This is a genomic window from Mesorhizobium delmotii, from assembly GCF_900149755.1.
Classification (GTDB): Bacteria; Pseudomonadota; Alphaproteobacteria; order Rhizobiales; family Rhizobiaceae; genus Mesorhizobium; species Mesorhizobium delmotii.
Genome location: NZ_FUIG01000013.1, coordinates 1,396,855 through 1,423,538 on the forward strand (window position 1 = coordinate 1,396,855; position 26,684 = coordinate 1,423,538).

Sequence of the window (26,684 nt, forward strand, 5' to 3'; positions counted from 1 at the left end):
AGGACGCGCGGCGCTGTAGCGGGTCAATCCGAGCTATTCAGCGGCTTCGCGAACAGGGATCAGGCGCCGCTCGACCTGTTGGAGATGCAGCCGCATCGCTGCCGCCGCGCCGCCGAGGTCACGCTCGGCGATCGCTTCGACGATCCGTTCATGGTCGGCGAAGCTGTGATGGTCTGCCGGAGGGCGGGCGCCTTCTGAGCGAAGACGTCCCCAGACTACGGTTCGGCGCACGGCGTTCAGGACGTCGAACAGGCCGAGCAGCACATTATTGCGGCTCGCCTGCGCAATCTGCCGGTGGAGCAGATTGTCGATATTTTCGTATTGCCGCCATGTGACGGCTTCCCGCGTCTGCACCAGCGATTGCCGCATCGCCGCAATATCGGAAAGCGTGGCGTGCAGCGCCGCTTCGCGCGCAATCTCGGGCTCGATGATGAGGCGCGCGCGCATCACGTCGGCCGGATTGGTGCGCCCTGCGATTTCCGAAATCCCGATCGTCTCCTCGACCGGTCCACTGCCGACGAAGGTACCCCTGCCGACGTGACGCCAGATGCGGCCGTCCTTCTCGAGCACCGCCAGCGCCTTGCGCAGATCGCCGCGCGATACGCCGAGGCTCTCGGACAGTTCCCGCTCGGCGGGCAGCCGAGTCTCACCGGCATGGTCCATCTGGGCAAGATAGGCCTGAAGCTGAACCAGGGCAGCGTGGCCGCCATTACCGGGATCGTCCATCAATCTAACCAATTCGCGTATGATTTCCGTTTATCGGTGTTAAAACGATTAGCTCAAACCGTCAACTGCCGAGTTTTCCAGGCCCGCATGTCCGACATGCGCAGTTTCTCCTTGACCAATCCTCTCCGTAGCCTTAACCAATTAAGGTAATGGTTACAAAAAACGGGAGGAATGACAATGGCCAGCATGACCAGACGTACCATCCTTGCCACCGCTTTCGCCGCGGCTCTGGCATGGTCACTGCCCCTGTCGGCCGCAAATGCGGGCGACATGCGCATCGCATTCGGCGACCTTCCCGGGATCGAATCCATCCAGACGCTCGCCGCGATAGAGCGCGCCAAGGAACGCGGCGTGAATGTCGAGCTCATTGTTCTCAATGACGAGGATCTGGCTGCCCAGGCGATTGTCGGCGGTCAGGCCGATGTCGGCATCGGCGCGCCCTATACTTTGATCCAGAAGGTTGGCGTGCCGATCCGGATTTTCGCGCAGATATCGACGCTGCGCTTCTTCCCTGTCGTCAACAGCGAATTCTACAAGGAATGGAAGGATCTCGACGGGCAGGAGGTCGCCGTTCAGGCGCGCGGCTCCGGCACCGAGGCGGTCATGCTCTTGATGGCGAAAAACCACGGCATCAAACTCGGCAACATCAGCTATGTCCCGGGTTCCGAGGTTCGCCGCAATGCGCTGCTGCAGGGAACCATCAAGGCGTCGATCGTCGATGCCGCCAACCGGCGCGCGCTCGAGGCCGAAGCCCCCGGCAAGTTCATCGTTCTGCCGGTCGAGGATCTCGGCGCCTCGGATGAAGCGCTTTTCGCGACCGCAGACTATCTGAAGAGCAACGCCGCTGACGTCGACATCCTGGTCGAGGAACTGATGAAGACCGCGCGGGAAATAACCGCGAACCCGGCGGTGGCGGTCGAGCTTCGCAACAAATACAAACTGCTGCCGGATCTCGGCGCTGAAGCCGACAGCGAAATCACCGAATACTACAAGGAAACCGCGGAAGCCGGCAGCCTTGCGCTGAATGGCGGCGGAGCGGATGCGGCCAAAGACGACTTTGCCTTCTTCAGCCTTGCCGGCCAGATCGAAGGCGACCCAGCGAGCCTCAAGGTCGAGGACTTCTGGGATGTCTCTGCGATCGACCGCGCCGTCGCCAAGCTCGGCAAGAAATAGGCGGCCTGCCGGATGGCCGTAAGCATCAGAACCGACGGCGAGCCTGCCGGCCTCGCTCCTCTTTCCAATCGCAGTGCGACGGGCGCATCGTGGGACCAACCGGTCCTGCTCAGGCTCGTGTCGATCGCCCTGTTCGCGGGAATCTGGGAGGTGGCCGGGCGCATTCCCGTCAGCTTCGCCTTTCCGACTTTTTCCGACACCATCGTCGCGTTTTTCGGGCTGCTCGCCGACGGCAGCTTGGCAACCGCATACCTCTCGACACTGCAGCCGCTGGTGCTCGGTGTTGTCCTGTCGGCGTTCCTGGGTGTCGGCCTCGGCACGATCTGTGGCCTGTGGCGCACCGGCGAATGGCTGGTGATCCCTGTGTTCATCGTGCTTCAGGCAGCGCCCGTCGCCGCCTTCATTCCGATGGTCACCTTCGTCTACGGAATAGGCATGACCGCCAAGACGCTCGCCGTCATGATCCTGGCGCTGCCGGTCATCGTGCTCAACACCTACAAGGCCGTGCGCAACGTCAACGAGTCGCTGCTGGTCATGTGCCGATCGTTCCTGGGCACACGCTGGCAGACCGTCGTCAAGATCATTCTTCCGGACGCCAGCCCGGTGATTTTTGCCGGCTTGCGCCTCGGCGTCGCTGCCGGGTTCGTCGGCGTGGTGCTCGCCGAATTGCTGATTACCCCGACCGGCATCGGCGACCTCATCACCTTCCACCGCTCGCGCGCAGACTACGCCGAGATGTACGCAACAATTGCCTCGATCATCGCGCTTTCCACCCTGACGCTCGTCTTTCTGCAGTGGGTGGAAGTCCGAGTTTTCAGGCCCGAGAGTAGAGGTGCTTAAGATGGGCGCGACCGCATTGCGAAATGGACCGTCGCCGGTTCCCGCCCCGATCGATTCGATCGTGGAAGTGAGGGGAATTTCCAAGACCTACGGCAATGTCGAGGCGCTGCGCGGCATCGACCTCGATTTTCCCAGGGGCAAGCTGACCAGCCTGCTCGGACCCAGCGGTTGCGGAAAAACGACGCTGTTGAAGATCATAGCTGGCCTGATACGGGCCGATGGCGGCACCGTCGCGATCAACGGCAAGCGCGTCGGCGCACCCGGCCCCGAACGCGCTTTCGTGTTCCAGGACTTTGCGCTGATGCCGTGGGCGACCGTGACACGCAACGTCGCCTTCGGACTGGAATTGCGCGGCACCAACAAGGCCGAGCGCGAGGAGATCGCGCGCCGCTACATCGCCGAGGTGGGTCTCGCCGGCTTCGAGGACAAATACCCGCACGAACTGTCGGGCGGCATGCGCCAGCGAGTCGGCTTGGCGCGGGCCTTGTCGGTCGATGCCGACGTCCTGCTCCTCGATGAACCGTTTTCGGCGGTCGACGAGCAGAACCGGCGGAAGTTCCAGGAAGACCTGATCCGGCTGCGCACCAGCCAGAACAAGACCTTCATCTTCGTGACGCACTCGATCGAGGAGGCGGTCTACATTTCCGACCGCATCGTCTTGCTGTCACCGAGACCCGGCCGCGTTTCGCAGATCATTGAACCGGAAATCGACCGCTCCGGCGACCCCGAGCGCATTCATCGCGACAGGCACTATCTCGATACGGTCGAGGAGATATGGCAGGGGCTGAAGCAGTATGTGGAGTGACCGGCCATGACCTTGTTGGGCTACCGAGTACCAATGATGGCGTCCTTGCTCGTCTGGTGCGTCGTATGGGAAATCGTCGGCCGGCTCGACCTTGTCTTTCTGCTGCCGCCGTTTAGCGACGTGCTGGTTGCAGCGGTCGGTCTCGTGCAGACGCCGTCCTGGCAGAGTGCGACGGTCACGACCCTTCGTGCCTTCGCCATGGGCATGGCCCTGTCGATCGTTATCGGCGTGCCATTGGGCATCCTGATGGGACGCATCAAGATCGCCGACGACCTGCTCGGCATGTGGGTCAACATCTTTTCAAGCGCACCGCTCTCGGCGATCGTCCCCGTACTGATGATCCTGTTCGGCTTCGGCGAGAAGACGATCGTTGCGGCAGTGTTCCTGTTTGCGATCTGGATCATCGTTCTCGACACCCGCGCCGGGGTCCGCCACATCTCGCCGTCGCTTATCGAAATGGCGCGTTCCTATGGCGCATCGCGCCCGGCGCTTTATAGCAAGATCATCCTGTGGGCGGCTCTTCCGGAGATCCTTGCCGGCATCCGTCTCGGCCTCATCCGCGGCGTCAAGGGCGTCGTCATCGGCCAGTTGCTCGTCGCCATCGTCGGTTACGGCGCGCTGTTCGAGACCTTCTCGCGAAATTTCCGCATGGCCGAATTCTGGGCCTTGACCATCATCCTTTTTGCCTTCGCCCTGCTGATCGCCGAACTGATCGAAAGGGCCGAAGCCAAAGTCGAATACTATGCAGGAGCAAGACAGTGAACATGCACGGCACCACCTCAAGCTATGTCATCGAACCGATCGCAATCCCCAGCATCCCGGTGGCGGCAACCGACAAAATGTTTCCGGTGCACCGGGTCTATTGCGTCGGACGGAACTATGCCGCGCATGCAGTCGAGATGGGACACGACCCCAACAAGGAGCCGCCGTTCTTCTTCCAGAAGAACCCCGACAACCTCGATACGACAGGGGACTTTCCGTATCCTCCGGCTTCCAACGATGTCCATCACGAGATCGAAATGGTCGTGGCGCTGAAAAGCGGCGGTACGAATATCCCGGTCGAAAAGGCTCTGGACTGCGTGTTCGGTTACGGCGTAGGTCTCGACATGACGCGGCGCGACCTGCAAGGTAAGGCGAAGGACATGGGCCGTCCATGGGAGGTCGGCAAGGCCTTCGAGGCATCAGCGCCATGTACGCCATTGGTTCCGGCAAGCTCGATCGGCCATCCAACCCAGGGAGCGATTTGGCTGGACGTCAATGGCCAGCGAAAACAGACCGGCGACCTCAACCAGATGATTTGGAAAGTTCCGGAAATGATCAGCTATCTCTCAGGTCTCTTCACGCTGATGCCGGGAGACGTCATTCTTTCCGGCACACCGGCGGGCGTCGGGGCGGTGGTTCGCGGTGATGTTCTTCGCGGTCATATCGATGGCGTCGGCGACCTAGAGGTTCGCGTTGTCTGAAGCGGCGTCGATCATTGAACGACTTGCTGCCGGTGCGGATGATGCGCCGGCGATTTCGGCGCCCGACAGGATCACGCTCACGCATGGCGGACTGCGCCGCCTGATCTCCGAGACGGCGGCGCAACTGCATGCGCTGGGCCTCGGCCGTGGCGACCGGGTGGCCATCGTGCTGCCGAACGGGCCGGAGATGGCGACGGCCTTTGTCGCGGTGGCGGCGGCGGCGTCGACGGCGCCACTCAATCCGGCCTACCGGGCCGACGAGCTCGATTTTTATCTCTCCGACATCGGCGCCAACGCAATCCTGGTCGCCGAGGACGAGAGTGGTCCGGCGGTCGCGGTTGCCGAGCGCCTGGGTATAGCTGTGCTCAGGCTCATAGCACTCCGTGACGCGCCAGCCGGAAGCTTTGGGATCGAGGGTGAACCGATCGGCCCGCCGGCTGCGCCCGAATTGGCTGAGGACGGCGACATCGCGCTGTTGCTGCACACGTCTGGCACCACGTCACGACCCAAGCTGGTGCCGCTCAGCCATGCCAATCTCGCCGCCTCGGCCGCACATATCGGCGCTACGCTCGGCCTGACAGCCGGCGATCGCTGCCTCAACATCATGCCGCTGTTCCACATCCATGGGCTGATCGCGGCGGTGCTGTCCTCGCTCGCGGCCGGCGGCGGCGTCTTCTGCACACCGGGCTTCAACGCGCTGCGCTTCTTCCATTGGCTTAGCGAGGCGCGGCCGAGCTGGTACACGGCCGTGCCGACCATGCATCAGGCGATCCTGCCGCGGGCGGCGCGCAATGCCGATGCATTGGCCGCCGCGCCTCTTCGCTTCATCCGCTCGTCCTCGGCATCGCTCCCGCCGCAAGTGATGGCGGAGCTTGAGGCGACCTTCGGCTGTCCGGTGATCGAATCCTACGGCATGACCGAGGCCGCGCACCAGATGGCCTCGAACCGGTTGCCGCCGGGCCTGCGCAAGCCGGGCAGCGTCGGCGCCGCCGCCGGACCGGAAGTGGCGGTGATGGCGCTGGACGGGCAATTGCTGCAGCCCGGTGAGACCGGCGAGATCGTCATTCGCGGGCCCAATGTCACCGCTGGCTACGAGAACAATCTGGACGCCAATGCCGCCGCCTTCGCGCATGGCTGGTTTCATACCGGCGACCAGGGCATGCTCGACGACGACGGTTATCTGCGTGTCACCGGCCGGCTCAAGGAGATCATCAATCGTGGCGGCGAGAAGATCTCGCCGCTCGAGGTCGACGACGTGCTGATGGATCATCCGGCGGTGGCCCAGGTCGTCACCTTCGCCACGCCACACGACAAGCTCGGCGAGGAGGTCGCGGCTGCGATCGTGCTGCGCGAGGGCATGGCCGCCACCGAAGGCGACATCCGCAGCTTTGCCGCGCTCCGGCTTGCCGACTTCAAGGTGCCGCGCATTGTCCTGATCCTGGACGAAATCCCGAAGGGCGCGACGGGCAAGCTGCAGCGCATCGGTCTCGCGACCAAACTCGGTCTTGCCAAACCCGGGCTGGGATAATGATGCGAATCACCATTTTTGGCGCCGGCGCGATCGGCGGCTATCTCGCGGCCAAACTTGCCATGGCCGGCCGCGTCGATCTATCGATCGTGGCGCGGGGCGCTCATCTCGAAGCGATCAGGACGGCCGGGCTTCGCCTGATCGAAGACGGTCATGAATCCGTCGCCTCTGTCAGGGCCGCCGCGCAGGCGCAAGAGCTAGGTGTCCAGGACTATGTCGTGCTGGCGCTCAAGGCCCATTCGCTTGCGCCAGCGCTCGACCAGATCACGCCGCTGCTGGGCGAGGGGACGGCCGTCGTCACCATGCAGAATGGCGTGCCGTGGTGGTATTTCCACAAGATGGGCGGATCGCTCGAAGGTACGCGGCTGCAAGCGGTGGATCCAGGTGGGGTGATCTGGGATCGGCTCGGGCCGGATCGCGTCATCGGCTCGGTCGTTTATCCCGCGGCTGAGGTGGATGCGCCCGGCCTGGTCCGCCACATCGAGGGAAAACGCTTCTCGCTTGGTGAGCCCTCGGGCGAGAAGAGCGAACGTGTCACGCGGCTTGCCGAGGAGATGGTTGCGGCGGGGCTGCAGGTGCCGGTTCGCGACGACATCCGAAGCGAAATCTGGGTGAAGCTGTGGGGCAATCTCTCCTTCAACCCGATTTCCGCGCTGACTGGCAGCACGCTTGCGGCAATCGCTGCCGACGAGGCAACCCGCACGCTTGCCCGCATCATGATGCTGGAAGCGCAGGCGATCGGCGAAAGGCTCGGCGTCCGTTTCCCGATCTCGGTCGACCGCCGCATCAAGGGAGCCGGCGACGTCGGCGAGCACAAGACGTCGATGCTGCAGGATCTGGAGCGCGGCCGACCGATGGAGATCGACGCACTGGTGACGGCGGTCCAGGAGCTTGGCCGGCTAACCGGCCAGCCGACGCCCACCATCGACAGCGTGCTGGCGCTGGTGCGCCGCCTCGCCATCGAGCGCGGCTGCTATCTGATATGAGACTATGAGACACGTTTCAGGCGCTCGCCTTAAGGAGGTGGGTGGAACGCCCTTGTGAAGAAAGAAGCTTCACAACCTTTTTGTCAAAGGAAACGAAGACTTCCCCGCCCAGCCAGCTACCATCATAGGCAATCACACCATCAGCAAAATCACCGCCAGCATCAAGGACCGATAGACCAGCTTCAACTGCGGGCCGATTGACCACGACATTCTCCGTATTCAGCAGGGCACGGATCGCGGCGGAAATGTCCTCACAGGCGGTCTTATATTGGCGGGCCAAGACCCACGTGAATTCGCAGAGGGATTGTAAGCTTACAGCCACGATATCCGCGGTTGCCAGCAACTCGACAGCGGCACTCGCCTGCTTGGCATCGTCAGCCACATAGGCGCGGAGCAGAACATTCGTATCAGCCGTGATCTTCATTCCTTGCCGGCCCCGGCGGCCGCACCAGCCTCGGCAATTGCGTCATTGATTTCCTCAATAGTGAGAGCTTGGCCATTCGTCTTCCCTTTCAGGAAACCATGAAGGTCCCGAAACGATCCCTTCGGCTGCGATGCCTTTAGCTCTGCCCGGCCACCCGGTAGCAAATCCAGTTCGATTTTTTCTCCCGGCTTAATGCCGAGGTGTTGGAGCACTTCTTTCCGAAAAGTGACCTGCCCCCGTGCCGTTACGGTCAGTGTCGTCATCGCGGAATCTCCTGATTGGTAACCTGAAATATAATGCAAAAGTGCATTACGTTCAAGCGCCGGCCTTCCCCGACCATCAGGCGGCAGCCGTTTCGGGCGGAACGCCTACATCTCATCCGGCAGGCCTCTATAAAGAGCTCGGACGCTGGTATCTAAACGGCCACGACGATTTTTTGCCGGCTATGTAAGCGCAAAGCGAGGCCGCAGCCTCAAATCGTCCTGACATACGCCGCAAGCTGGTCGGCCACTGTTCCCCAGCCGTCGAAAAAGCCCATCTCCTCGTGGTTCTTGCGTGTCGCTTCATCCCGGTGGATGGCTGTCGCGGTGTAGCGCGTCGCCTTGCCTTCCGGCTGCAATGATATGACCGCTGTGATGAACGGGTCCCCTGACGGCCGATAGCCGGGCAGCAACGCATCGGTCCACACCAGCCGCTCGTTGGGCACGATGTCGAGGTAGCAGCAATGCCGGTCGTTGACCTCCTTGCCATCAGGCGACTGCATGCGGGTCCTGAACAGGCCGCCGGGCCTGAGGTCGATCTCGCAATCGGTGACGATCCACGGCTTCGGTGTGAACCATTGCCGAACATGTTCGGGCGTCGTCCAGGCTGTCCACAAAAGCTCGCGCGGCGCGTCGATGACGCGTTCGAGAACGAGGTCGAGTTTTGGGTCGGGTTTGAGCAGCAGGGTCGAACTCATTTGTCTTTCTCCTTGAGTTTTAGGACGTAGTCGTCGAATTGATCGAGACGGCGTTCCCACAGCGCGCGTTGCCCGGCCAGCCAGTTTTCCGCGAGTTTCAGCGGCTCAGGCGCGAGTTGGTAGGTCCTGATCCGGCCAGTCTTTTGCGAGTGCACCAGCCCGCAACCTTCTAAAACCCTGAGATGTTCAATGAAGGAGGGCAGGGCCATGTCGAATGGCTGCGCGAGCTCGCTGACGGAGGCGGGGCTTCTGTTCAGCCGCTCGACAACACGGCGGCGCGTCGGATCGGAAAGTGCCCGGAAGATGCCGTCGATCGGCGGGATGTTCGGACTTGCGGTCTGCAGGGTTGTTGCGGCGGTCATGTCGTCCTCGCGTCACAGCACATAATTTTTGTTACTTAGGTAAAAACCTTAGTATTGGCAAGAGCAAAAAATTCTGAGGATGCCTGCGGGGTCGCCGCTGGCAATGTCTGAAGGGTGGTTTACGGTGCGCCAGATTCGATGAGCGATCAGTCCGAGGGCCAAAATTTTGACGATCACCATGTACGGCATCACCAATTGCGACACGATCAAGAAGGCGCGTGTCTGGCTGGAGAGCCACGATGTCGCCTATCGGTTCCACGATTACAGGGTCGAGGGGCTGGGGGCGGACCGGCTGGACGGCTGGTCCGGCAACGTCGGCTGGGAAATCCTGCTCAACAAGGCGAGCACGACATTTCGCGAACTGTCGGACACGGACAGGCTGAGCCTCGACGAGAACAAGGCCAAGGCGCTGATGCTGGCCAAGCCGACGATGATCAAGCGGCCGGTCCTCGATCTTGGTGATCGTATCCTCGTCGGCTTCAAGCCTGATGTCTATCAGCAGGCGGTGGGCGGGTTGAAGTAGCCGGACGGATGCTTTCACGCTCCAGTTCGCCAGGCGAATTGGGTCGCGGGGAAGACCTTGGCCTGCCTGGCCGAGAGCGCGTCCCATGCTGCGCGGCAGCTGGGGTCCGGTTCGATTGTCTCGGCGATGCTGGTCATGGCATCCGCCGCCTCAGAAAAACTTTCGAACCATCCGACGCCGACCGCGGCGCTGATCGCGGCGCCGAGCGATGAGGCTTCGGCATTGTGACCCTTATGGATCGAGATCCCGGTCGCATCCGCGATCATCTTTGTCCAAAGCTTGCTGTTGGCGCCGCCGCCGATCGCCACCATTTGCGCCGGCGAAAGACCATGGCTGCGCATCTCTTCGAGAGCCCGGGCGGTTTGCAGCGTCATCGCCTCTATCCCTGCACGATAAAAATGACCGAGCGTGTGCGAGGGGTGCATGCCGATGAAGCTCGCGCGTGCGCTCGGATCCCAATGCGGATCCATGCAACCGACCAGGGTGGTTCCAGCGAGAAGTCCGTCCGAGCCGATCGGGACGGCCGCCGCTTCCCTTTCCAGGCGGTCGAAGATCGCCGGATCGGAGCGGCCGCCGGCAAACATGTCGACGAACCAGTTGACGAAATAGACACCCGCCCGTTGCACGGCTTCGAGGAAATAGCCATCGCCTGTCGGCGAGGTCATGGTGCGCCAGAAGGCGCCGACCACCGGTTCCCGCGACCAGATTCCCGCGATGATGGCAGTCCCGAGATTGAGATAGACGACGCCGTCGCGCATGGCATTGACGCCGAGCCCGGCGCATTGCCCATCGCCGCCGGCGGCAATCACCGGCGTACCTTCGGAAAGGCCCGTTGCGGCGGCGGCCGCGGCATGAACGGTCCCGACGCGCGTGCCGGACCGCACCGCATCGGGAAGTTGCGACGGCTTGATGCCGAGATGATCGAGGAGCGGCTGCGACCATGCCTTACGCGAGATATCGAAGAGACCGAACGGATCGGCGCTCGTCCAACTCGCACTTGGTGTTCCCGTCAGTTTCAGCGTCAGATAGCCGTGCACGTCGAGGATTTTCTTCGCATTGTCCAACCGTTCCGGCTCGTTCTCGCACAGCCATTTCAGGCGGTAGACGACCGGCGTCACATCGATCGGTTTGCCGGTGATCGCGTGCAGCCGCTCACGGCCGATCTCCGCCGCGAAACGGTCGACCAGCCCGGCGGCACGTTCGTCGAGCCAGAGGCTCGCGGGTCCGATCGGCTCGCCGGCGCCGTCGATGAGGGCAACGGTCTCGCGCTGGTTGGAGATCGCGATGCCGGCGATGCGTTTCGGGTCGACCGCGCCGACAAGCTGTCGCAGCGCCACTGTTGCGGCCCGCCACCAGTCGGTGACCTCCTGCTCGACATAGTCCGGCCTCGGCTTCATCAGATCGAGCGGCGCGCGGCCTTCCGCCACGGCTCGTCCGTCCCGGCTCCAGGCAATCGCCTTGCATGATTGCGTGGAACTGTCGAGGCCGACGACAAGAGGTCCGTCGCTGCTGCCCATGATTGTCCTCCCGAGACGATGAGTTCCATCGAGTGCCGGTTATTCCAAGAGAATGTTTGCGGTGGCCATGTCGGTGACAAAATGTGTCGCATATCCACCGCCGAGCCCGGCCCTGATCGCCCCCATCTTGCGGGCGCCACCGGCAGCGCAGATGCGGACGGGCACCGCTTTCAATTCATCGAGCGTGATGCCGACGGTGCGTCCGTCGAGCGGTGTTGCGAAAGGGGCTCCTTGGGCGTCGATGAACCGCCCGATGATGACGCCGAGCGCTCCCTGCTCGATCATGCCGGCAAGTGCCGCGGCATCCGATATCCCGGCTCGGGCATAGGTGCTCTCCGGCCCGATATCGCCTATCCCGAAGATGACTTTGCCGGCGGCACGGATCATGCGGAACTGGTTGACGAGCATCGGCTCCTGCATGAGTTGGTCGTGCAGTTCTTCGGTGGAGACGATCGCCGGGGCAAGCAGGTTTATGCAGCGGGCGCCGAGCCGATTGGCCATCAGAGAGGTGCAGAATTCCGGCGAGAAATCGCTGGTGCCGATCGAGCTTCCCGAGAGCTGGACGACGGTGAGGTTCCGATCATGCCGTAGTCGTGGGATCGAGCGGGCGGCAGCGAGCACCGTTTTCCCCCAGGCAACGCCGATCGTGTCCCCCGGATCGACCATCGACGCCAGCAACCGTCCTGCCGCTTCGCCGATGCGGCGGTCGGCATCGTTGGGATCGAGCTCGGGGATAACCGCCGCGCCGCGAAGCCCGTATTTTTCCATGAGACGCCGCGAGGTCAAGGTGCGGGCAAAAGCGTCGTGGTCGACCTGCACGGCGACAAGTCCGCTTTCGCGCGCCTCCTGCAGATAGTGTACCACGCTCGCCCTGGAGACGTTCATGACCTTGGCCACATCGCTCTGGTTGAGCTGGTCGACATAGTAGAGCCAGGCGGCCCACGCCACCGCGCTGTCGAATTCGGGCGGCAGTGCCGAGAGCCCAGATGGTCGGACCACGTCGATGTCGGCGTTGGCATTCATGTCCCTTTTTCCGCAGGTTTGCGGAACGAAGTCAAGCGTCGCGGGCGAATGCTTGACAAAAGACAGAGATAGATGACTATTGTTCAATGACGCAACGCTCCTCCGCCTCGATTAGAGGGTTGCCCCCAGAATGAGGACGCCATGACGAATCCGGCAGCCGGATCCTGGACGACATTAATCAACGACATTTTGGACGGGCGCTGGACCAACCCGGAGACCGGGAAAAAGGCCGTGGTCCCGTATGAGCGGATCCTCATCGAAGAAAGCCTCGAAGGGCGGGCGGCCGATCTCGTTTCTGAGCTCGACCTGGGTGAGCGGTTCACGGTCGTCGCGGATGCCGCGACCTATGATGCGCTTGGCGAGCGCGTTGCGCGCGAACTGAAGACGCTCGGCCCTGTCGATGTCGTGATCTTGGATCACCCGCATGCCGACATGGCCAACGTCGAAAGCCTGGCCGTCAAACTCGCGGATGCGGAGGCCGTGGTCGCAGTCGGTTCCGGCACGATCAACGATCTCTGCAAGTTCGTCACCGGAAGGAATGGACGGCGCTACTGCGTGTTCGGGACGGTCGGTTCGATGAACGGCTACACATCGACGACTGCGTCCATCACACTTGAAAGCGGCCTGAAGGTATCGCTCCCTTCCCACGCCCCATCAGGCTTTTTCGTCGATCTTGGCGTCTCCGCTGCCGCCCCGACCTATCTGTCGGCGGCGGGGTTCGGTGACTGCCTTTGCCGCTCGGTTGCCCAGATCGACTGGTGGATGTCGCACCGCCTGCTTGGCACTGCTTACCACCAGGTCCCGTTTCTCATCCAGGAAAAGGATGAGGCGGCGCTCAACGAGCGTGCGGCAAAGCTTGCCGAACACGACGTCGAGGCCAATGGCTATCTCTATCGCGTGCTGACGCTCTGCGGCCTCGGCATTTCCTTCACCGGCGTCTCCAATCACGGTTCCATGGGCGAGCATCAAATATCGCACTACATCGACTGCTTCGCCGGTGAGCGTCACCCCGGGACGCTCCACGGCACCCAGGTCGGTGTCGCTTCACTCACCATGGCGCGATTGCAGCAAGCAATGCTTGCAAGCGACCAGCCGCCGGTGGTGAAGGCGACGAGGATCGATCCTGACGACATGGTCCGCCGCATGGGGCCGGCTGTCGCCGCACAATGTCTCGACGAACTGAAGAAGAAGGCCTTCGACGAGAATGCCGCCGCCGCGTTCAACGAGCGGCTGCAGGAGGTCTGGCCGACACTCAGGCAGGAGCTCAAGCAATTCATGGTGCCTGTCGACGAGATGCAGCGCCTGCTGAAATCTACCGGCGGCCCGATTTCAGCCGCCGAACTGGGCACGCCGGCCGATTTCTATCGCGAGGCCGTCGTTCATTGCCGGGAGATGCGCAATCGCTTCTCCTTCCTCGACATTGCTGCGGATGCAGGAATGCTGGAGGATTTTGCGCGCGGGGAAGCCTGACCGGATGCGCGACCTCGCCGAATTCGCACCCGAAACTGCGTCGCGCATTCGCGGCGTCTTCTGCGATATCGACGACACGTTGACGACCGAGGGTCGTCTTCCGGCTGATGCCTACCATGCGCTCGAACGCCTGCACGAGGCGGGCCTCGTCGTTGCTCCCATTACCGGGAGACCCGCAGGCTGGTGCGACATGATTGCCCGGTTCTGGCCGGTGACCGGCGTGGTCGGCGAAAATGGCGCTTTTTACTTCGCTTATGATCAGGCAACGCGAAAGATGATCCGGGTTTTCGCGGCGAGCGCTGAGGAACGCCGGGAAAACAGGCGCAGGCTCACCGAACTGGAAAAGCGCATTGTCCAGGAAGTGCTGGGTTCGGCCGTATCCGCCGACCAGCGATATCGCGAAGCCGATCTGGCCATCGACTTTTGCGAGGATGTTCCGGCGCTGCCGCTGTCCGATGCCAGGCGCATCAAGCAGCTTTTCGAGCAGGCCGGTGCTGTCGCCAAGATTTCGTCGATCCATGTGAACGGCTGGTTTGGCCAATACGACAAGCTGTCGATGACGCGCCGCTTTGCGAGCGACAGGCTGGGAACCGATCTCGATGCTGAAAGGCAGGCCTATGCATTCGTCGGAGACAGCCCGAACGACGCCCCGATGTTCGGGTTCTTTCCGAACTCGTTCGGGGTCGCGAATGTGGTGGATTTCCAGGGACAGATCGACGCCGAACCCGCTTACGTCGCCAGGTCGCGAGGTGGCCGCGGCTTCGTCGAGATTGCCGATGTGATCCTGGCAAACCGGAGGTCGGGGGTGGTCTGATCGGCCGGCGCGAAATATGCCGCCCGCAAAGACGCAAAGGATGTTCTGCAGGCGCAACAGAACCAGGGACGGAAGATTCGATGCCAGTCTGCTTTCAGATGAAAGCGAGCGCAACGCTCCAGGCAAAACCGCACAGCACCTTCGGCTGCCAGCGCGATGCCGGCCGGGGGATGTCACAGCGAGCTGCCCGTCTCCTGGTCGGTGATGAGGCCGGTGAAGAACCCTTTTTCCAGGAGCTTGGTCATGATGCCGACCTTGTTCTTTCCGCCGGAAACGAGGATGCGTTTGGGAATGTTGAGCGTGTCGAGAGGATAAACCCCGACGATGCGTTCGTTGACGGGATGGTCGACGAGTTCGGCGTTGCGGTCGAAGAAGTAGCCGAGAAAGTTCCCGATCGGCTTCAGTCTCAGGACGTCATCGAATTCCTCGTCGGTCATATAGCCGACGCTCCGAAGCGTCGAGCTGGTTGTGCCGCCGACGCTCATCAGCGCAAGATCGGCGTTCAGCGCCTTCTGGATAACCTCGCGCGCGCTCGGTTGCTGCAGGATCGTCTCGCGGCTTTCGCGGCTGTCGCAGATGATGGGTCCAGGGAGATAGTAGGATTCGGCCTGGGTGCGCTGGGCAAAGACGGCGGCGGCGTCGTATTTGTCGATCGACGACCGGCGCGACAGAGAGCCGAGAAGCGGCACGACGGTAACGTTCCTGAGCGCCACCGGTTCGATGTTGGAGGCGAGCCATCTCATGGTACGGCCCCACGCCATTGCGACCGTCATGTCGTCCCTGAGCAGCGTCTCGACGGTCTGCGCGGCATAGATGCCGATCACTTCGGAGAGCCCGAGCTCCGACCCGGTGTCATCAGGCGTGATGCTGCATATGTCGAGCCGGTACTTCCGCCTGAGCTGTTCTTCCATTTCGAGCGCCTGGGACGTCCCGGCGTTGATGCGTATCGAGACGATGCCGCGCTCCTTCGCCTCGGCCAGCAGCCTATGGATCTTGGTGCGGTTGATCTGCAGCCGCTCGGCGATAGTCTGCTGCGTTTCGCCCAGCACGAAATATTGATGGGCAACCCGTGCCAGGAGACCGATCGACGTCATGAGGCTCCTCCGCTGCAGGTGGCGCACCCGTCCGAATGCCGCTGTCGCGGGCCAACAAGTGCTTGCCACAGACATGGTGACGATATAGCATTTGAACAAATGCACAAGATATGAACATTTGTGCATCGCAAAACGAAGCGGTTCGGGAGGAACGCGTGCGGGTTGCCCAAGCCAGACGCTTCGTCATTTCGGACCACCCGCTGCCCTGGCTGCTGCCGCTGGTGGCAATCCTGCTTGTCTTCACCGTCTATCCCCTAATCTACAACATCTGGCTGAGCTTCCACGAGTTCGTCCCGCGCCGGCGGGCGCTCGAATTCGTCGGAACGGAAAACTGGGTGCAGCTCTGGAACGACACGCGGTTCTGGCAGTCGCTCGTCATCACCTTCACCTATTTCGCCATCGCGCTGGTCTTTGAGTTGGTGCTCGGCATGGCGATCGCGCTGCTCCTCGACAGCGACGGCTTCGGTTTCGGATTCCTGCGCGGCGTGCTGACGATGACGCTCGTCATCCCACCGGCCATCGTCGGCATGATGTATCTGCTGATGGAGGATCCGCAGTTCGGGGTGATCAGCTACGTCCTGCAGTCGATCGGGCTGCTCAATCCAAACAACCCCATTCTCGCCACGGCGTCGACCGCGCTTGCCGGCGTACTCGTCGCGGAAATCTGGCAGTGGACGCCGTTCATGGTCCTCATCTTCCTTGCCGGTCTCAGGGCGCTGCCGCCGGAGCCTTACGAGGCCGCGATGATCGACGGCGCGTCGTCGTTCCAGATTTTCCGGCGCATCACCCTGCCGATGATGTCGAAGGTGATCGCGATCGCCGTGCTGGTCCGCGGCATCGATCTCTTCCGGGTCTTCGACTACGTCTTCGTCATGACCTCCGGCGGGCCGGGAGCGTCGACCTATTCGCTTTCCCTCTATGCATGGCAGCAGACGTTCAGCTTCGTAAAATGGGGCTATGGAGCCACGCTCAGCCTCGTCACCCTGGTGATCATCCTGGTTATTGCAAACCTCTTCATCCGTATCGCGAAGGTGAGATGGTAGAATGAACGGCACCTTCTCGACGCGCATGCTTCGCACCATCGCCGCCTGGGTTGTGGTCGCAATCTTCTTCTTTCCGATCTACTACTGGACGTCGGTGGCGTTCAAACACGGCAATGACATCTTCAACCGGCCGCCGAAACTGTTCGCCTTCACGCCGACCTTCGACAACTTCCAGAAGGTGTTCGGGATTTCGCTGGGCAGCGGCGGCATCACCGTGACGCCGGGCGGCGGCAATTTCTACATGGCGCCGCGCGTCTGGGATTCGATCGTGATCGCGACGCTGTCGACCGTGCTCGCTGTCGCCATCGCCACGCTTGCCGCCTATGCCCTGTCGCGCATGAACTTCCGCGGCCGGCACAGTTTCGTCGGCTGGGTGTTGTCGACGCGTATGATGCCGCCCGTCGCGGTCGCGGTCCCGATGTTCTTCATCTACAAGAATTTCGGGCTCATCGACACCTATACCGGCATGGTGCTGATCCACGCGCTGATGAACCTGCCGCTCGCCGTCCTCCTGATGAAAAGCTTTTTCGACGACATTCCGTCGGAGATTGACGAAAGCGCGATCGTCGATGGCGCCAGCCGCTTCATGATCTTCCGGCGGATTGTGCTGCCGATGGCCAAGGGCGGCATCGCCGCCACGGCGGTGCTCTGCTTCATCTTCAGCTGGACCGAATTCCTCTTTGCGCTGACCCTGACCACCACGTCGCTCAAGACCGTGCCTGTCGTGTCATCGACCTTCGTCACCTCGATCGGCACCGCCTGGGGCAACATGGCCGCGCTTGGCGCCGCATCCATTATTCCCGCTTTCATCTTCATTCTGTTGGTTCAAAAGCACCTCGTGCGCGGTCTCACGATGGGGTCGTTGAAACAATAGATGGGAGGCTCGAATTCGCAGCCTTGTGAAAATCGCGAATTAAACCGGAGGAGTAGACAATGAAAGACAGCATCAGAAAGGCGCATCTTGCCTCTGTCACCGACCGCTTCGTTCGCGGACAGATGGACCGGCGCTCGTTTCTTCGCGCAGCAAGCATTCTCGGCCTCGGCGCCGGCGCGCTCGGCTTGGGCTTGGGACGACGTCCGTTCTACGGCATCAGCCAGGCATCGGCTCAGGAACAGGAACTAAAGCCCAGCGCCGAAGTCACCAAGTGGCTCTCGGACGTCGGCAAGCCCTTTGCCGGAACGACGCTTCGTCTCGCCACCGAATCGACGCCGCCGTCGAATGCCATCGCCACGCAGCTCAAGCAGTATTTCGAGGAGGCTACCGGCATCAAGGTCGAGATCGAAGTGCTGCCGCTCGAGCAGGTGCTGCAGAAGCTGACGCTCGACGTGGCGTCGAGCCTTGGCACCTACGACCTCTACTATATCGACCAGAGCTGGGCAGCGAGCTTCAGCCAGGACGTCTTCGATCCGCGCGAGCAGCTCAAGAACGCCGACCTGGCAATGCCGAACTACAACATCGACGACTTCCTGAAGCCGCTCGTCGACGGTATCGCCATGTACGAGGACCGCATGGTCGGCGTGCCCTACGACATCCCGATCTTCATCATGCAGTACCGCAAGGACGTCTGGGACGAGCTCAAGCTGCCGCCTCCGGCCACGCTGGACGATTTGCTGAAGGCGTCTGCCGCGATCACCGACGCCAAGGGCCCGAACATGTACGGCACCAGCGGCCAGATGAAATCGGGCCATTACAGCCTCGAATGCGATTGGACGGCGTGGCTTTGGGGCCATGGCGGTTCGATTTTCGGCCCCGACGGCAAGTTCACCGGCAATGACGAAGCCGGCTTGGCCGCCATGGCCTACTGGGACAAGCTCAAGGCGACGATGCCGCCCGGCGTCGACGGCTGGACATGGGATGGCGAGGGCCAGTCGGTCGGCCAGGGCGTCGCCGCCTCGATGCTGTCCTGGGGCGAATTCTTCCCGTTCTTCGACGATCCCAAGGCCTCCAAGGTCTCCGGTCTGATGGAAGCGATGGTTCCGCCGAAACCTGCCGCCACGCTGCGCACCGTCGAGCAGACCGGATTCGGCGAAATTCCGGGCGTTGGTCACCAGGGCGGTTCTTCGCTCGCGGTGTCGAAATACTCGAAGAGCCCGGACGCCGCCTGGATTTTCATGCAGTGGGCGACCTCAGCCGATACCCAGGCGCTGATAACCGTTCTGGGCGGCGGTACGGGGCCAACGCGCACCAGCGTCTATGACGATCCGCGCGTGCTGGCCAATGCGCGTGTCGGCGCCGGCACGACCCGCCATTTGCCGGCCGTGCGCGACACCATCGCCAACTACATGGGATCCGAGCCCGACCTGCCGGCATGGGCAGAACTCTCGAGCGACATGATCCCGGTTGCGCTGGGCAAATACTTCGCCGGCCAGTCGGGCTCGGCCAAGGAGTCGCTCGACGCCCTGAAAACCCAGGTCGACGATCTCGTCGCCAAGGGCTGAATGTTCCGGGGTGGCGGCCTTAGGCCGCCACCCCGGGTATCGATAATTCCCAAGAGGAAAAGCAATGGCTGGAAAACAGCTCGTAGCAGTGACAGGAGCGAGTTCTGGTATCGGCGAGGCGGTCGCCAGGGTGTTTTCGCGCGCCGGCCATCCTGTTCTGATGATGGCCCGCCGCCTGGAGCGCATGGAGGCGCTGAACCTGCCCGACAGCATGGCCCGGCAGGTCGATGTCCGCGACCGCGCGGCAATCGCGGCTGCAGTGAAGGAGGCGGAAGCCGAATACGGACCGGTCGACATGCTCTTTGCCAACGCCGGCATCGCGCGTCTTGCCGACATAGGCCGCCAGCCGCCCGAGGAATGGGACGAGATGATCGACATCAACACGAAAGGCGTGCTGAATTCGGTCCACGCCGTGATGTCGGGCATGATGGGGCGCCGTCATGGGACCTTGTTCATGATGAGTTCGATCGCTGGCCGGAAGGTCTATCCGGATCATACCGTTTACTGCGGGACGAAATTCTTCGTTCACGCCGTCTCGGAATCGCTGCGCGACTATCTTTCCGATTACGATGTCCGCGTGGTCGTGCTTTCGCCCGGGGTGATCGAAACCGAAGTTCTGAGCGGCGTCCTCGATCCGCAGACGCTCGCCAACTACAAGGCCAATAAGCTCAAGATCGGCGGCGGCATCGGACCGGAGCACGTCGCTGACCTCATGCTGCACACCTACCAGATGCCGCAGAACGCTCTCGTGCAGGAAATCGTCATCACGCCGACCAGGCAGAAATACTGACGACCCGAATCCGGGCTTCTGGAGAGAGAGAGAATGGCTACAGTAGAATATAAGAACATCGCCAAGAGTTTCGGGCATGTCGAGGTGATGAAGGACATCTCCTTCGGCATTGCTGACCGCGAATTCGTCGTCCTTCTTGGGCCGTCTGGCTGCGGAAAGACCACGCTCCTGCGCATGACAGCCGGGCTCGAGCGAGTGACCAACGGCGATCTGTTGATTGGCGACAGGCGGGTCAATGACGTTCACCCGCGCGATCGCGACATCGCGATGGTGTTCCAGAACTACGCGCTCTATCCGACGATGAAGGTGTTCGACAATATCGGCTTCAGTCTCGAAGTGGCGAAAGTGCCAAAGGCCGAGATCAGGAAGAAGGTCGAATGGGCGGCGGAAATCCTGAATCTCACGCCCTACCTCGGCCGCTATCCCAAGGAACTGTCGGGCGGCCAGCGCCAGCGCGTCGCCATGGGCCGCGCCATGGTGCGGAATGCCGCCGTCTTCCTTTTCGACGAGCCGCTCTCCAACCTCGACGCGAAGCTGCGCACGCATATGCGCGTGGAAATCCGCCAACTCCACAACCGTCTCGGCACGACCACGATCTACGTCACCCATGACCAGATCGAGGCGATGACGATGGCTGACAAGATCGTGCTGATGCACGCCGGCAGGATCATGCAGATCGGCACGCCCGACGAGGTCTACGAGCGCCCGAACTCGAAATACGTCGCTGATTTCATCGGCTCGCCGTCGATGAACTTCATCGCCGGCGCTGTCGAGACCGCGGGCGGCAGTCCTCGCTTCGTCGCCGAAGGCGTGTCCATCGGCCTGTCACCGCAGATCAAGGCGAAGCCGGGCCAAAAGGTTATCATGGGCGTGCGTCCGCACGATCTCGGTATTTCGGATGCGGGTGAGATCAAGGGCGAGGTCGTGCTGTCCGAAACGACCGGCGCGGACGTCCAGATTCATTTGCGTGTGGCGGGATACGACGCCGTCGCCGTGGTGCCGCGTGACGAGCGCCGCAACGCCGGCGCCGCGATCAACCTTTCGGTACTGCCGGGCAAGGTGCACCTCTTCGATGCGGCCACGGAACTGCGTGTCGCCTGAGGGGATTCGCGACCGGATGATCATGAAATCATAGCCCGGCCATCGTGGTTTTAATTGCCGGGACCGCCGGATGTTCGACCGTCATCCCCGCGTGGTTCAGGGGTCGCCATCAAAATCGATGCCTCACACATCAGTAATTGACGATAGAACATTTCAATGTATGCTGCAACGCTGAGACATCATATCTCAAAGCTGAGCCGAAGGGTCTCTGGTGATAACTGCACCACAATTGCGCGCCGCCAGGGCGCTGCTCGGTATCGACCAGCGCAGGCTTGCCGAGTTGTCCGGCCTTTCGGTCCCGACAATTCAGCGCATGGAAGCCAGCGAGGCGATGATCCGGGGCAATGTCGATTCCCTGATGAAATTGATTGCAGCACTTGAGGCTGCCGGCATCGAGTTGATCGGGGAAGGCGCGACCAGCCAGGCTGGCGGACGGGGCGTGCGGCTGAAGGCGGGGCTCAATCCAGCCAGGATTTCAGGCGCCGACGAAGCGGAAGCCGAGGTCGGCGGGGGCCTGCCGTGACGTCGATTGTTGCCCTTCTTTTGTGGGGTGTCGCCGCGTTTTTGGGAACCGCCGTACTGGCTGTCGCCGTCAGTCGGCGCGGCTCGGCGACGCATCTGGTCTATGGCGCAACCCTTGGCATCTCGGCCGTCATGTTCGCGATCGCCGCAGCAGAGCTGACAGGCGATCCTGCCGGCGTGTCCACTGTTACGCTGCCGCTCGGACTGCCGTGGATCGGCGCTCATTTCCGTCTCGACGCGCTGTCGGCATTCTTTCTGGTCGTCGTCAATCTGGGCGGCGCTGCGGCCAGCCTCTATGGGCTTGGCTACGGCCATCACGAATCTGCGCAACACCGGGTGCTGCCGTTTTTCCCGGCCTTTCTTGCCGGCATGACTCTTGTCGTGCTGGCCGACGACGCCTTCACCTTCCTGCTGTCCTGGGAGTTCATGTCGCTCGCCTCGTGGGCGCTCGTCATGGCGCACCATCGCGAACAGGACAATACCCGGGCAGGCTACATCTATCTGGTGATGGCGAGCTTCGGCACATTGGCGCTGCTGCTCGCTTTCGGCCTGCTGGCCGGACCGGACGGAACCTACACATTCGACGCGATGCGTGCCGCCGAGCCAAGCCGGTTCGTTGCCGCCGCCGCCCTGGTTCTCATGCTGCTCGGCGCCGGCTCCAAGGCCGGCCTTGTCCCGCTCCACGTCTGGCTGCCGCTCGCTCATCCGGCGGCGCCAAGCCATGTCTCGGCCCTGATGAGCGGCGTCATGACGAAAGTCGCCGTCTATGGCTTCATACGCGTCATTTTCGACCTGCTCGGTGAGCCGGCATGGTGGTCTGGCGTCGTCGTGCTTTTCCTCGGCGGCCTGACGGCGGTGCTCGGCATCCTCTACGCCTTGATGGAAAAGGACCTCAAGCGGCTCCTTGCCTACAGCACCATCGAAAACATCGGCGTCATCTTCGTTAGCCTTGGCCTTGCGCTCGCCTTCAAGGCCAATGCGATGCCGTCGGCCGCCGCACTGGCGCTCACCGCAGCACTGTTCCACGTTCTCAACCATTCCTTTTTCAAAAGCCTGCTGTTTTTCGGCGCGGGCGCCGTGCTCACAGTGAGCGGCGAGCGCAACATGGAGAAGCTTGGCGGTCTTATCCATCGCATGCCGCTGACCAGTTTTGTCTTTCTCGTCGGCTGCGTTTCGATCTCAGCACTTCCGCCCTTCAACGGCTTCGTCTCCGAATGGCTGGCCTTCCAGGCCATCCTGCAGAGCCCCGATCTGCCGCAATGGGGCCTGAAGGTCATGGTGCCCGCTGTCGGTGGCCTGCTGGCATTGTCGGCGGCGCTGGCCGCCGCCTGTTTCGTAAAAGCGTTCGGCATCACATTTCTCGGCCGGCCACGCTCCGCGGCGGTGGAGCAGGCGCAGGAGGTCGACCGCTACTCACTGGCGGCGATGTTCGTTCTCGCGGCCCTTTGTCTGCTTGCCGGCATTCTGCCGGGCCTGATCATAGACGGTCTGTCACCGGTGACGCTTTCGCTGATCGGCAGCCGCATGCCGGTGCAGATGGCGCAGCCCTGGCTGTCGATCGTGCCGATCGCCGAGAGCCGCAGCTCCTACAACGGCCTGCTGGTGTTTGTGTTCATTGCAATCTCCGCATCGCTTGCGGCGTTCGTCATTCACCGCTTCGCCTCGCATGCGCTGCGTCGCGGCCCTGCATGGGGTTGCGGCTTTCCCGACGTCACGCCGGCCGCGCAATATACGGCCGTCAGTTTCGCGCAGCCCATTCGCCGCGTCTTCGGCACATTCGCATTCCGTGCCCGGGAAAAGGTGGAAATGCCACCACCGGGCGCCACCGGGCCGGCACGCCTCACTGTGGAAATCCACGATGTGATCTGGGAGACATTTTACCAGCCGATCGCTGGCGCTGTCGGCTATGCGACCGAGAAGCTGAACCATCTGCAGTTCCTGACCATCCGGCGCTATCTGACCCTGGTCTTCCTCTACCTCGTCACCTTGCTTCTGGTGCTCGCGCTATGGCCCTGATCCTTGAACTGGCCGTCCAGGGCGCGCAGATGGTGCTGGTGCTTTTGCTGGCACCGCTGCTGACCGGCTTCGTGCGCAAGGTGAAGGCGAGACTGCAGCGCCGCCGGGGACCTTCGCTGTTCCAGCCCTACCGCGATCTCCTGCGGCTGATGCGCAAGGAGGTCGTCCTGGCGGACAACGCATCCTGGCTGTTTCGCGTCATACCCTACCTGATCTTTGCCGCCACCTGGGTCGCCGCCGCGCTCATCCCGACATTCGCAACCGGCCTCACCTTCAGTTGGACCGCCGATCTCATCGCCATTGTCGCGCTGCTCGGCAGCGCGCGGTTCTTCCTGGCATTGGCGGGCATGGATGTCGGCACGAGCTTTGGCGGCATCGGCGCGAGCCGCGAGGTGATGATCGCTTCATTGGCCGAGCCCGCCATGCTTTTGATCGTGTTCAGCCTGGCGCTCGTCGCCGGCGCGACGCAACTCTCCACCGTCGCCGCCGTCATGGCTTCGCCGGATGTCGGCCTGCGGGTCTCGCTTGGCATGTCGCTGATCGCTCTCGTCATGGTGGCGCTCGCCGAAAACGCCCGCATACCGGTCGACAATCCATCCACCCACCTGGAACTCACCATGGTTCACGAGGCGATGATCCTGGAATATTCCGGCCGCCATCTGGCGATGATCGAGTTCGCCGCCTTCCTCAAGCTGCTGCTCTATGTGTCGCTGATTTGCTGCGTCTTTATTCCGTGGGGGCTGGTGACCGCTCGGGCCGGACCAGGGTCCTATGCTCTGGGCGTCGTTGTCTACATCGGCAAACTTGCCGCCTGCGGCATTCTGCTTGCCGTGTTCGAGACCGCCATCGCCAAGATGCGCGTCTTCCGCGTCCCGGACTTCCTCGGTGCCGCCCTCATGCTGGCGCTGCTCGGCACGCTCTTGCTGTTCGTCTCACGGAGCCTTTGATGAACGGTCTCACCTTCGACATCGCTCATCTGCTCGCCGGTGGGCTGGTGCTGGTCAGTTTCATGATGCTGTATCAGGATCGCCTGTTTGCGCTGATCAACGTCTTTGCGCTTCATGCGATCGTGCTCGCTTCGTCCGTGGCCTGGCAGGCCTACGTCCAGGACGCCCATCACCTTTATGTCACCGCGGCGATCGCCCTCATTTTCAAGGCGATCGTCATTCCCGTCGGGCTTCATCGCATCATCCAGCGGCTCGGCATCCATCGCGACATCGAGACCGCCGTCGGCATCGGTCCGACCATGCTTGCCGGCATCGGTCTGGTGGCTCTGTCGATGGTGCTGATGCTGCGGGTCACGCCCGAAGCCGACCCGCTCGCCCGCGAAGACCTGGCCTTCGCGCTGTCGATAATATTGCTGGGGCTGCTGGTGATGGTCACCCGCCGCAACGCCGTCAGCCAGGTTGTCGGCTTCATGTCGCTCGAGAACGGCCTGGTGCTGGCCGCCACCGGCGCCAAGGGCATGCCGCTGGTCGTCGAGATCAGCGTCGCCTTCTCGATCCTGATCGCCTTCATCGTCATCGGTGTCTTCCTGTTCCGCATCCGCGAGCGGTTCGACTCGGTGGATGTCGGCGCGCTCGACGACTACAGGGGAGAACGCCGTTGACCGCTCCCTTCGACGCGGTGGCCGCCATCCTGCTGATACCCGTCGGCGCGGCCGCACTTCTGGCGGCGCTGCCGAATTACCGGATGTCGGCAGGCCTGAATGTCGCCGCGAGCTTCCTGACCTTGCTCGCCGCGCTGTCGCTGTTCGTCACCGATCGGCCGCAGCCAGGCCAATACCTGCTCGTCGACGATCTCAACATCGTTTTCATCGTGCTCAACACATTCGTCGGCTTCACCACCAGCGTGTTCAGCGCGTCCTACATTGCGCACGAACTGGAGACCGGCCGGCTGACCGCGCCGAACCTGCGATTTTATCACGCGATGTACCAGGTCATGATGTTCGGCATGAACCTCGCCTTCGTGTCGAACAATATCGGTTTGATGTGGGTGGCGGTGGAGCTTGCGACGCTGACCACCGTGCTCATGGTCGGCATCTATCGCACGCATGAAGCGCTGGAGGCCGCCTGGAAATATTTCATCCTGGGAAGCGTCGGCATCGCACTTGCGCTGTTCGGCACCATCCTCGTCTACATGGCCGCACAGCCGGTCGTCGGCGAGGGCACCAACGCCATGGTCTGGACGGTGCTTATCGAACAGGCGGCGCATTTCGACCCGGCTTTGCTCAACGTCGCCTTCGTCTTTCTGCTGCTCGGCTACGGCACCAAGGTCGGCCTTGCTCCCTTGCATGCCTGGCTGCCCGACGCGCATGCCGAAGGCCCGACGCCGATCTCGGCGGTGCTCTCGGGCTTGCTGCTGAACGTCGCACTCTATGCCGTGCTGCGCTTCAAGCTGTTGCTCGCGGCAAGCCCGGAGGCGATAGCCCCGGGACCATTGATGGTCGCAATGGGGCTCACCTCGCTCATCTTCGCGGCCTTCATGCTTTACCGCCGCCGCGACATCAAACGCCTGTTCGCCTACTCCTCGATCGAGCACATGGGCATCATTGTGTTCGCGTTCGGCATGGGCGGCCCGCTCGCGAACTTTGCCGGCCTGCTGCACATGGTCATGCACAGCCTGACCAAGTCGGCGATCTTCTTCGCCGTCGGGCACATCGCGCAGGTCAAGGGAACACAAAAAATCGCCGACATCAGAGGGCTGACGGAAACGCATCCCGGACTCGGTTGGGGGCTCGTCATCGGCGTCGTTGCCATTGCCGGCCTGCCTCCGCTCGGCATCTTCATGAGCGAATTCCTGGTCGTCAGCTCGACCTTTGCGAGGCAGCCGCTTCTGGCGATCCCACTGGTGTTCGGGCTTCTCATCGCCTTCGGCGCCCTGCTGCTGCGGCTGACTGGCGTCGCCTTCGGCGAGCCGCGCGGCGGCACCGCGCCCGTCGAGGCATCCTACGTGCCGATGTATTCCCACCTGGCCCTGGTGTTTGGCGCCGGCATCTACCTGCCGGCGCCTCTGGTCACCTGGTTCCAGCACGTCGCGACCATCCTGGGATGAAACGGATGAGCAA

28 protein-coding genes are annotated in these 26,684 nt (G+C 62.3%); 20 read left to right on the forward strand and 8 right to left on the reverse strand.

The window, feature by feature from the left end:
- Positions 1 to 33: 33 nt before the first annotated feature.
- Complete coding sequence (locus BQ8482_RS08110) at positions 34 to 726, reverse strand: FadR/GntR family transcriptional regulator (protein WP_123146982.1); 693 nt, start codon at positions 724 to 726, stop codon at positions 34 to 36.
- A gap of 177 nt (positions 727 to 903) precedes the next feature.
- Between BQ8482_RS08110 and BQ8482_RS08115 the strand changes: the two genes are divergently transcribed.
- The 7 genes from BQ8482_RS08115 to BQ8482_RS08145 are packed head-to-tail and all read left to right on the forward strand — an operon-like array spanning position 904 to position 7,521.
- Entirely contained in the window at positions 904 to 1,899 is a 996-nt protein-coding gene (locus BQ8482_RS08115; protein ID WP_123146983.1) for an ABC transporter substrate-binding protein, read from the forward strand.
- Positions 1,900 to 1,911: 12 nt separating this feature from the next.
- Positions 1,912 to 2,739, forward strand: coding sequence for an ABC transporter permease (locus BQ8482_RS08120; RefSeq protein WP_123146984.1), 828 nt, complete (start codon positions 1,912 to 1,914; stop codon positions 2,737 to 2,739).
- 1 nt (position 2,740) lies between these two features.
- Positions 2,741 to 3,544: an ABC transporter ATP-binding protein gene (locus tag BQ8482_RS08125; protein WP_123146985.1), complete on the forward strand. Its 804-nt coding sequence runs from the start codon at positions 2,741 to 2,743 to the stop codon at positions 3,542 to 3,544.
- A gap of 6 nt (positions 3,545 to 3,550) precedes the next feature.
- Entirely contained in the window at positions 3,551 to 4,306 is a 756-nt protein-coding gene (locus tag BQ8482_RS08130; RefSeq protein WP_123146986.1) for an ABC transporter permease, read from the forward strand.
- Positions 4,307 to 4,308: 2 nt separating this feature from the next.
- Positions 4,309 to 5,007, forward strand: a complete 699-nt coding sequence (locus BQ8482_RS08135; RefSeq protein ID WP_123146987.1) for a fumarylacetoacetate hydrolase family protein — start codon at positions 4,309 to 4,311, stop codon at positions 5,005 to 5,007.
- Positions 5,000 to 6,535 carry an acyl--CoA ligase gene (locus BQ8482_RS08140; protein WP_123146988.1) on the forward strand — a complete coding sequence of 512 codons (1,536 nt, stop codon included), beginning with the start codon at positions 5,000 to 5,002 and terminating at the stop codon, positions 6,533 to 6,535. The genes BQ8482_RS08135 and BQ8482_RS08140 overlap by 8 nt, the downstream gene beginning before the upstream one ends.
- A gap of 2 nt (positions 6,536 to 6,537) precedes the next feature.
- On the forward strand, positions 6,538 to 7,521 hold the full coding sequence (locus tag BQ8482_RS08145) for a 2-dehydropantoate 2-reductase (protein ID WP_123147464.1): 984 nt from the start codon (positions 6,538 to 6,540) through the stop codon (positions 7,519 to 7,521).
- 16 nt (positions 7,522 to 7,537) lie between these two features.
- On the opposite strand, the gene BQ8482_RS08150 is transcribed toward BQ8482_RS08145, so the two are convergent.
- The 4 genes from BQ8482_RS08150 to BQ8482_RS08165 form a co-directional block, all read right to left on the reverse strand.
- Positions 7,538 to 7,945, reverse strand: coding sequence for a type II toxin-antitoxin system VapC family toxin (locus tag BQ8482_RS08150; RefSeq protein ID WP_123146989.1), 408 nt, complete (start codon positions 7,943 to 7,945; stop codon positions 7,538 to 7,540).
- Positions 7,942 to 8,208: an AbrB/MazE/SpoVT family DNA-binding domain-containing protein gene (locus tag BQ8482_RS08155; protein ID WP_123146990.1), complete on the reverse strand. Its 267-nt coding sequence runs from the start codon at positions 8,206 to 8,208 to the stop codon at positions 7,942 to 7,944. The genes BQ8482_RS08150 and BQ8482_RS08155 overlap by 4 nt, the downstream gene beginning before the upstream one ends.
- Positions 8,209 to 8,417: 209 nt before the next feature.
- Entirely contained in the window at positions 8,418 to 8,903 is a 486-nt protein-coding gene (locus tag BQ8482_RS08160; protein ID WP_123146991.1) for an SRPBCC family protein, read from the reverse strand.
- Positions 8,900 to 9,265, reverse strand: coding sequence for an ArsR/SmtB family transcription factor (locus tag BQ8482_RS08165; RefSeq protein WP_123146992.1), 366 nt, complete (start codon positions 9,263 to 9,265; stop codon positions 8,900 to 8,902). Before BQ8482_RS08165 ends, BQ8482_RS08160 begins: the two co-directional genes overlap by 4 nt.
- Positions 9,266 to 9,431: 166 nt before the next feature.
- Between BQ8482_RS08165 and BQ8482_RS08170 the strand changes: the two genes are divergently transcribed.
- A complete protein-coding gene (locus BQ8482_RS08170; protein WP_123146993.1) occupies positions 9,432 to 9,788 on the forward strand; it encodes an ArsC family reductase in 357 nt (118 codons plus the stop codon).
- A 14-nt stretch (positions 9,789 to 9,802) separates the two neighbouring features.
- Here the strand turns inward: BQ8482_RS08170 and BQ8482_RS08175 are convergent, their stop codons facing one another.
- Together BQ8482_RS08175 and BQ8482_RS08180 are read right to left on the reverse strand one after the other, a co-directional pair.
- Positions 9,803 to 11,305 carry a xylulokinase gene (locus BQ8482_RS08175; protein ID WP_123146994.1) on the reverse strand — a complete coding sequence of 501 codons (1,503 nt, stop codon included), beginning with the start codon at positions 11,303 to 11,305 and terminating at the stop codon, positions 9,803 to 9,805.
- Positions 11,306 to 11,344: 39 nt separating this feature from the next.
- A complete protein-coding gene (locus BQ8482_RS08180; protein ID WP_123146995.1) occupies positions 11,345 to 12,328 on the reverse strand; it encodes a sugar-binding transcriptional regulator in 984 nt (327 codons plus the stop codon).
- Positions 12,329 to 12,469: 141 nt separating this feature from the next.
- Between BQ8482_RS08180 and BQ8482_RS08185 the strand changes: the two genes are divergently transcribed.
- Together BQ8482_RS08185 and BQ8482_RS08190 are read left to right on the forward strand one after the other, a co-directional pair.
- Positions 12,470 to 13,798 carry a sn-glycerol-1-phosphate dehydrogenase gene (locus BQ8482_RS08185; RefSeq protein ID WP_123146996.1) on the forward strand — a complete coding sequence of 443 codons (1,329 nt, stop codon included), beginning with the start codon at positions 12,470 to 12,472 and terminating at the stop codon, positions 13,796 to 13,798.
- A 4-nt stretch (positions 13,799 to 13,802) separates the two neighbouring features.
- Positions 13,803 to 14,612 (forward strand): HAD-IIB family hydrolase, encoded by an 810-nt coding sequence (locus tag BQ8482_RS08190; protein WP_123146997.1) that lies wholly within the window; start codon positions 13,803 to 13,805, stop codon positions 14,610 to 14,612.
- A 173-nt stretch (positions 14,613 to 14,785) separates the two neighbouring features.
- Here BQ8482_RS08190 and BQ8482_RS08195 read toward each other — a convergent pair whose 3' ends face one another.
- Complete coding sequence (locus BQ8482_RS08195; protein ID WP_165848453.1) at positions 14,786 to 15,706, reverse strand: sugar-binding transcriptional regulator; 921 nt, start codon at positions 15,704 to 15,706, stop codon at positions 14,786 to 14,788.
- A gap of 155 nt (positions 15,707 to 15,861) precedes the next feature.
- Between BQ8482_RS08195 and BQ8482_RS08200 the strand changes: the two genes are divergently transcribed.
- From BQ8482_RS08200 to BQ8482_RS08245, 10 genes are all read left to right on the forward strand, one after another.
- Positions 15,862 to 16,749 (forward strand): carbohydrate ABC transporter permease, encoded by an 888-nt coding sequence (locus tag BQ8482_RS08200; protein ID WP_123146999.1) that lies wholly within the window; start codon positions 15,862 to 15,864, stop codon positions 16,747 to 16,749.
- Between the two features lies 1 nt (position 16,750).
- Positions 16,751 to 17,623, forward strand: a complete 873-nt coding sequence (locus BQ8482_RS08205) for a carbohydrate ABC transporter permease (protein ID WP_123147000.1) — start codon at positions 16,751 to 16,753, stop codon at positions 17,621 to 17,623.
- A gap of 59 nt (positions 17,624 to 17,682) precedes the next feature.
- Positions 17,683 to 19,188, forward strand: coding sequence for an ABC transporter substrate-binding protein (locus BQ8482_RS08210; RefSeq protein WP_123147001.1), 1,506 nt, complete (start codon positions 17,683 to 17,685; stop codon positions 19,186 to 19,188).
- Positions 19,189 to 19,252: 64 nt separating this feature from the next.
- A complete protein-coding gene (locus BQ8482_RS08215; RefSeq protein WP_123147002.1) occupies positions 19,253 to 19,978 on the forward strand; it encodes an SDR family oxidoreductase in 726 nt (241 codons plus the stop codon).
- A 33-nt stretch (positions 19,979 to 20,011) separates the two neighbouring features.
- Positions 20,012 to 21,079: an ABC transporter ATP-binding protein gene (locus tag BQ8482_RS08220; RefSeq protein ID WP_123147003.1), complete on the forward strand. Its 1,068-nt coding sequence runs from the start codon at positions 20,012 to 20,014 to the stop codon at positions 21,077 to 21,079.
- 211 nt (positions 21,080 to 21,290) lie between these two features.
- Positions 21,291 to 21,602: a helix-turn-helix domain-containing protein gene (locus tag BQ8482_RS08225; RefSeq protein WP_123147004.1), complete on the forward strand. Its 312-nt coding sequence runs from the start codon at positions 21,291 to 21,293 to the stop codon at positions 21,600 to 21,602.
- Positions 21,599 to 23,617 (forward strand): hydrogenase 4 subunit B, encoded by a 2,019-nt coding sequence (gene hyfB, locus BQ8482_RS08230; RefSeq protein ID WP_165848454.1) that lies wholly within the window; start codon positions 21,599 to 21,601, stop codon positions 23,615 to 23,617. Before BQ8482_RS08225 ends, hyfB begins: the two co-directional genes overlap by 4 nt.
- Positions 23,608 to 24,564: a respiratory chain complex I subunit 1 family protein gene (locus BQ8482_RS08235; protein ID WP_123147005.1), complete on the forward strand. Its 957-nt coding sequence runs from the start codon at positions 23,608 to 23,610 to the stop codon at positions 24,562 to 24,564. Before hyfB ends, BQ8482_RS08235 begins: the two co-directional genes overlap by 10 nt.
- The gene (locus tag BQ8482_RS08240; protein WP_123147006.1) at positions 24,564 to 25,226 is read left to right on the forward strand and encodes a hydrogenase-4 component E; all 663 of its coding nucleotides are present in this window, start codon (positions 24,564 to 24,566) and stop codon (positions 25,224 to 25,226) included. Before BQ8482_RS08235 ends, BQ8482_RS08240 begins: the two co-directional genes overlap by 1 nt.
- Positions 25,223 to 26,671 carry a hydrogenase 4 subunit F gene (locus BQ8482_RS08245; RefSeq protein WP_123147007.1) on the forward strand — a complete coding sequence of 483 codons (1,449 nt, stop codon included), beginning with the start codon at positions 25,223 to 25,225 and terminating at the stop codon, positions 26,669 to 26,671. The genes BQ8482_RS08240 and BQ8482_RS08245 overlap by 4 nt, the downstream gene beginning before the upstream one ends.
- The last annotated feature ends 13 nt before the right edge of the window (positions 26,672 to 26,684 follow it).

Excerpts from the sequence above, each read along its gene's own strand:
- BQ8482_RS08190 (WP_123146997.1), top strand. The coding sequence starts at position 13,803 with ATGCGCGACCTCGCCGAATTCGCACCCGAAACTGCGTCGCGCATTCGC.
- BQ8482_RS08125 (WP_123146985.1), top strand. The coding sequence starts at position 2,741 with ATGGGCGCGACCGCATTGCGAAATGGACCGTCGCCGGTTCCCGCCCCG.
- BQ8482_RS08130 (WP_123146986.1), top strand. The coding sequence starts at position 3,551 with ATGACCTTGTTGGGCTACCGAGTACCAATGATGGCGTCCTTGCTCGTC.
- BQ8482_RS08185 (WP_123146996.1), top strand. The coding sequence starts at position 12,470 with ATGACGAATCCGGCAGCCGGATCCTGGACGACATTAATCAACGACATT.
- BQ8482_RS08240 (WP_123147006.1), top strand. The coding sequence starts at position 24,564 with ATGAACGGTCTCACCTTCGACATCGCTCATCTGCTCGCCGGTGGGCTG.
- BQ8482_RS08215 (WP_123147002.1), top strand. The coding sequence starts at position 19,253 with ATGGCTGGAAAACAGCTCGTAGCAGTGACAGGAGCGAGTTCTGGTATC.
- BQ8482_RS08235 (WP_123147005.1), top strand. The coding sequence starts at position 23,608 with ATGGCCCTGATCCTTGAACTGGCCGTCCAGGGCGCGCAGATGGTGCTG.
- BQ8482_RS08165 (WP_123146992.1), bottom strand. The coding sequence starts at position 9,265 with ATGACCGCCGCAACAACCCTGCAGACCGCAAGTCCGAACATCCCGCCG.
- BQ8482_RS08205 (WP_123147000.1), top strand. The coding sequence starts at position 16,751 with ATGAACGGCACCTTCTCGACGCGCATGCTTCGCACCATCGCCGCCTGG.
- BQ8482_RS08160 (WP_123146991.1), bottom strand. The coding sequence starts at position 8,903 with ATGAGTTCGACCCTGCTGCTCAAACCCGACCCAAAACTCGACCTCGTT.
- BQ8482_RS08220 (WP_123147003.1), top strand. The coding sequence starts at position 20,012 with ATGGCTACAGTAGAATATAAGAACATCGCCAAGAGTTTCGGGCATGTC.
- BQ8482_RS08135 (WP_123146987.1), top strand. The coding sequence starts at position 4,309 with ATGCACGGCACCACCTCAAGCTATGTCATCGAACCGATCGCAATCCCC.
- BQ8482_RS08175 (WP_123146994.1), bottom strand. The coding sequence starts at position 11,305 with ATGGGCAGCAGCGACGGACCTCTTGTCGTCGGCCTCGACAGTTCCACG.
- BQ8482_RS08120 (WP_123146984.1), top strand. The coding sequence starts at position 1,912 with ATGGCCGTAAGCATCAGAACCGACGGCGAGCCTGCCGGCCTCGCTCCT.
- BQ8482_RS08110 (WP_123146982.1), bottom strand. The coding sequence starts at position 726 with ATGGACGATCCCGGTAATGGCGGCCACGCTGCCCTGGTTCAGCTTCAG.
- BQ8482_RS08115 (WP_123146983.1), top strand. The coding sequence starts at position 904 with ATGGCCAGCATGACCAGACGTACCATCCTTGCCACCGCTTTCGCCGCG.
- BQ8482_RS08150 (WP_123146989.1), bottom strand. The coding sequence starts at position 7,945 with ATGAAGATCACGGCTGATACGAATGTTCTGCTCCGCGCCTATGTGGCT.
- BQ8482_RS08210 (WP_123147001.1), top strand. The coding sequence starts at position 17,683 with ATGAAAGACAGCATCAGAAAGGCGCATCTTGCCTCTGTCACCGACCGC.
- BQ8482_RS08145 (WP_123147464.1), top strand. The coding sequence starts at position 6,538 with ATGCGAATCACCATTTTTGGCGCCGGCGCGATCGGCGGCTATCTCGCG.
- BQ8482_RS08155 (WP_123146990.1), bottom strand. The coding sequence starts at position 8,208 with ATGACGACACTGACCGTAACGGCACGGGGGCAGGTCACTTTTCGGAAA.
- BQ8482_RS08195 (WP_165848453.1), bottom strand. The coding sequence starts at position 15,706 with ATGACGTCGATCGGTCTCCTGGCACGGGTTGCCCATCAATATTTCGTG.
- BQ8482_RS08180 (WP_123146995.1), bottom strand. The coding sequence starts at position 12,328 with ATGAATGCCAACGCCGACATCGACGTGGTCCGACCATCTGGGCTCTCG.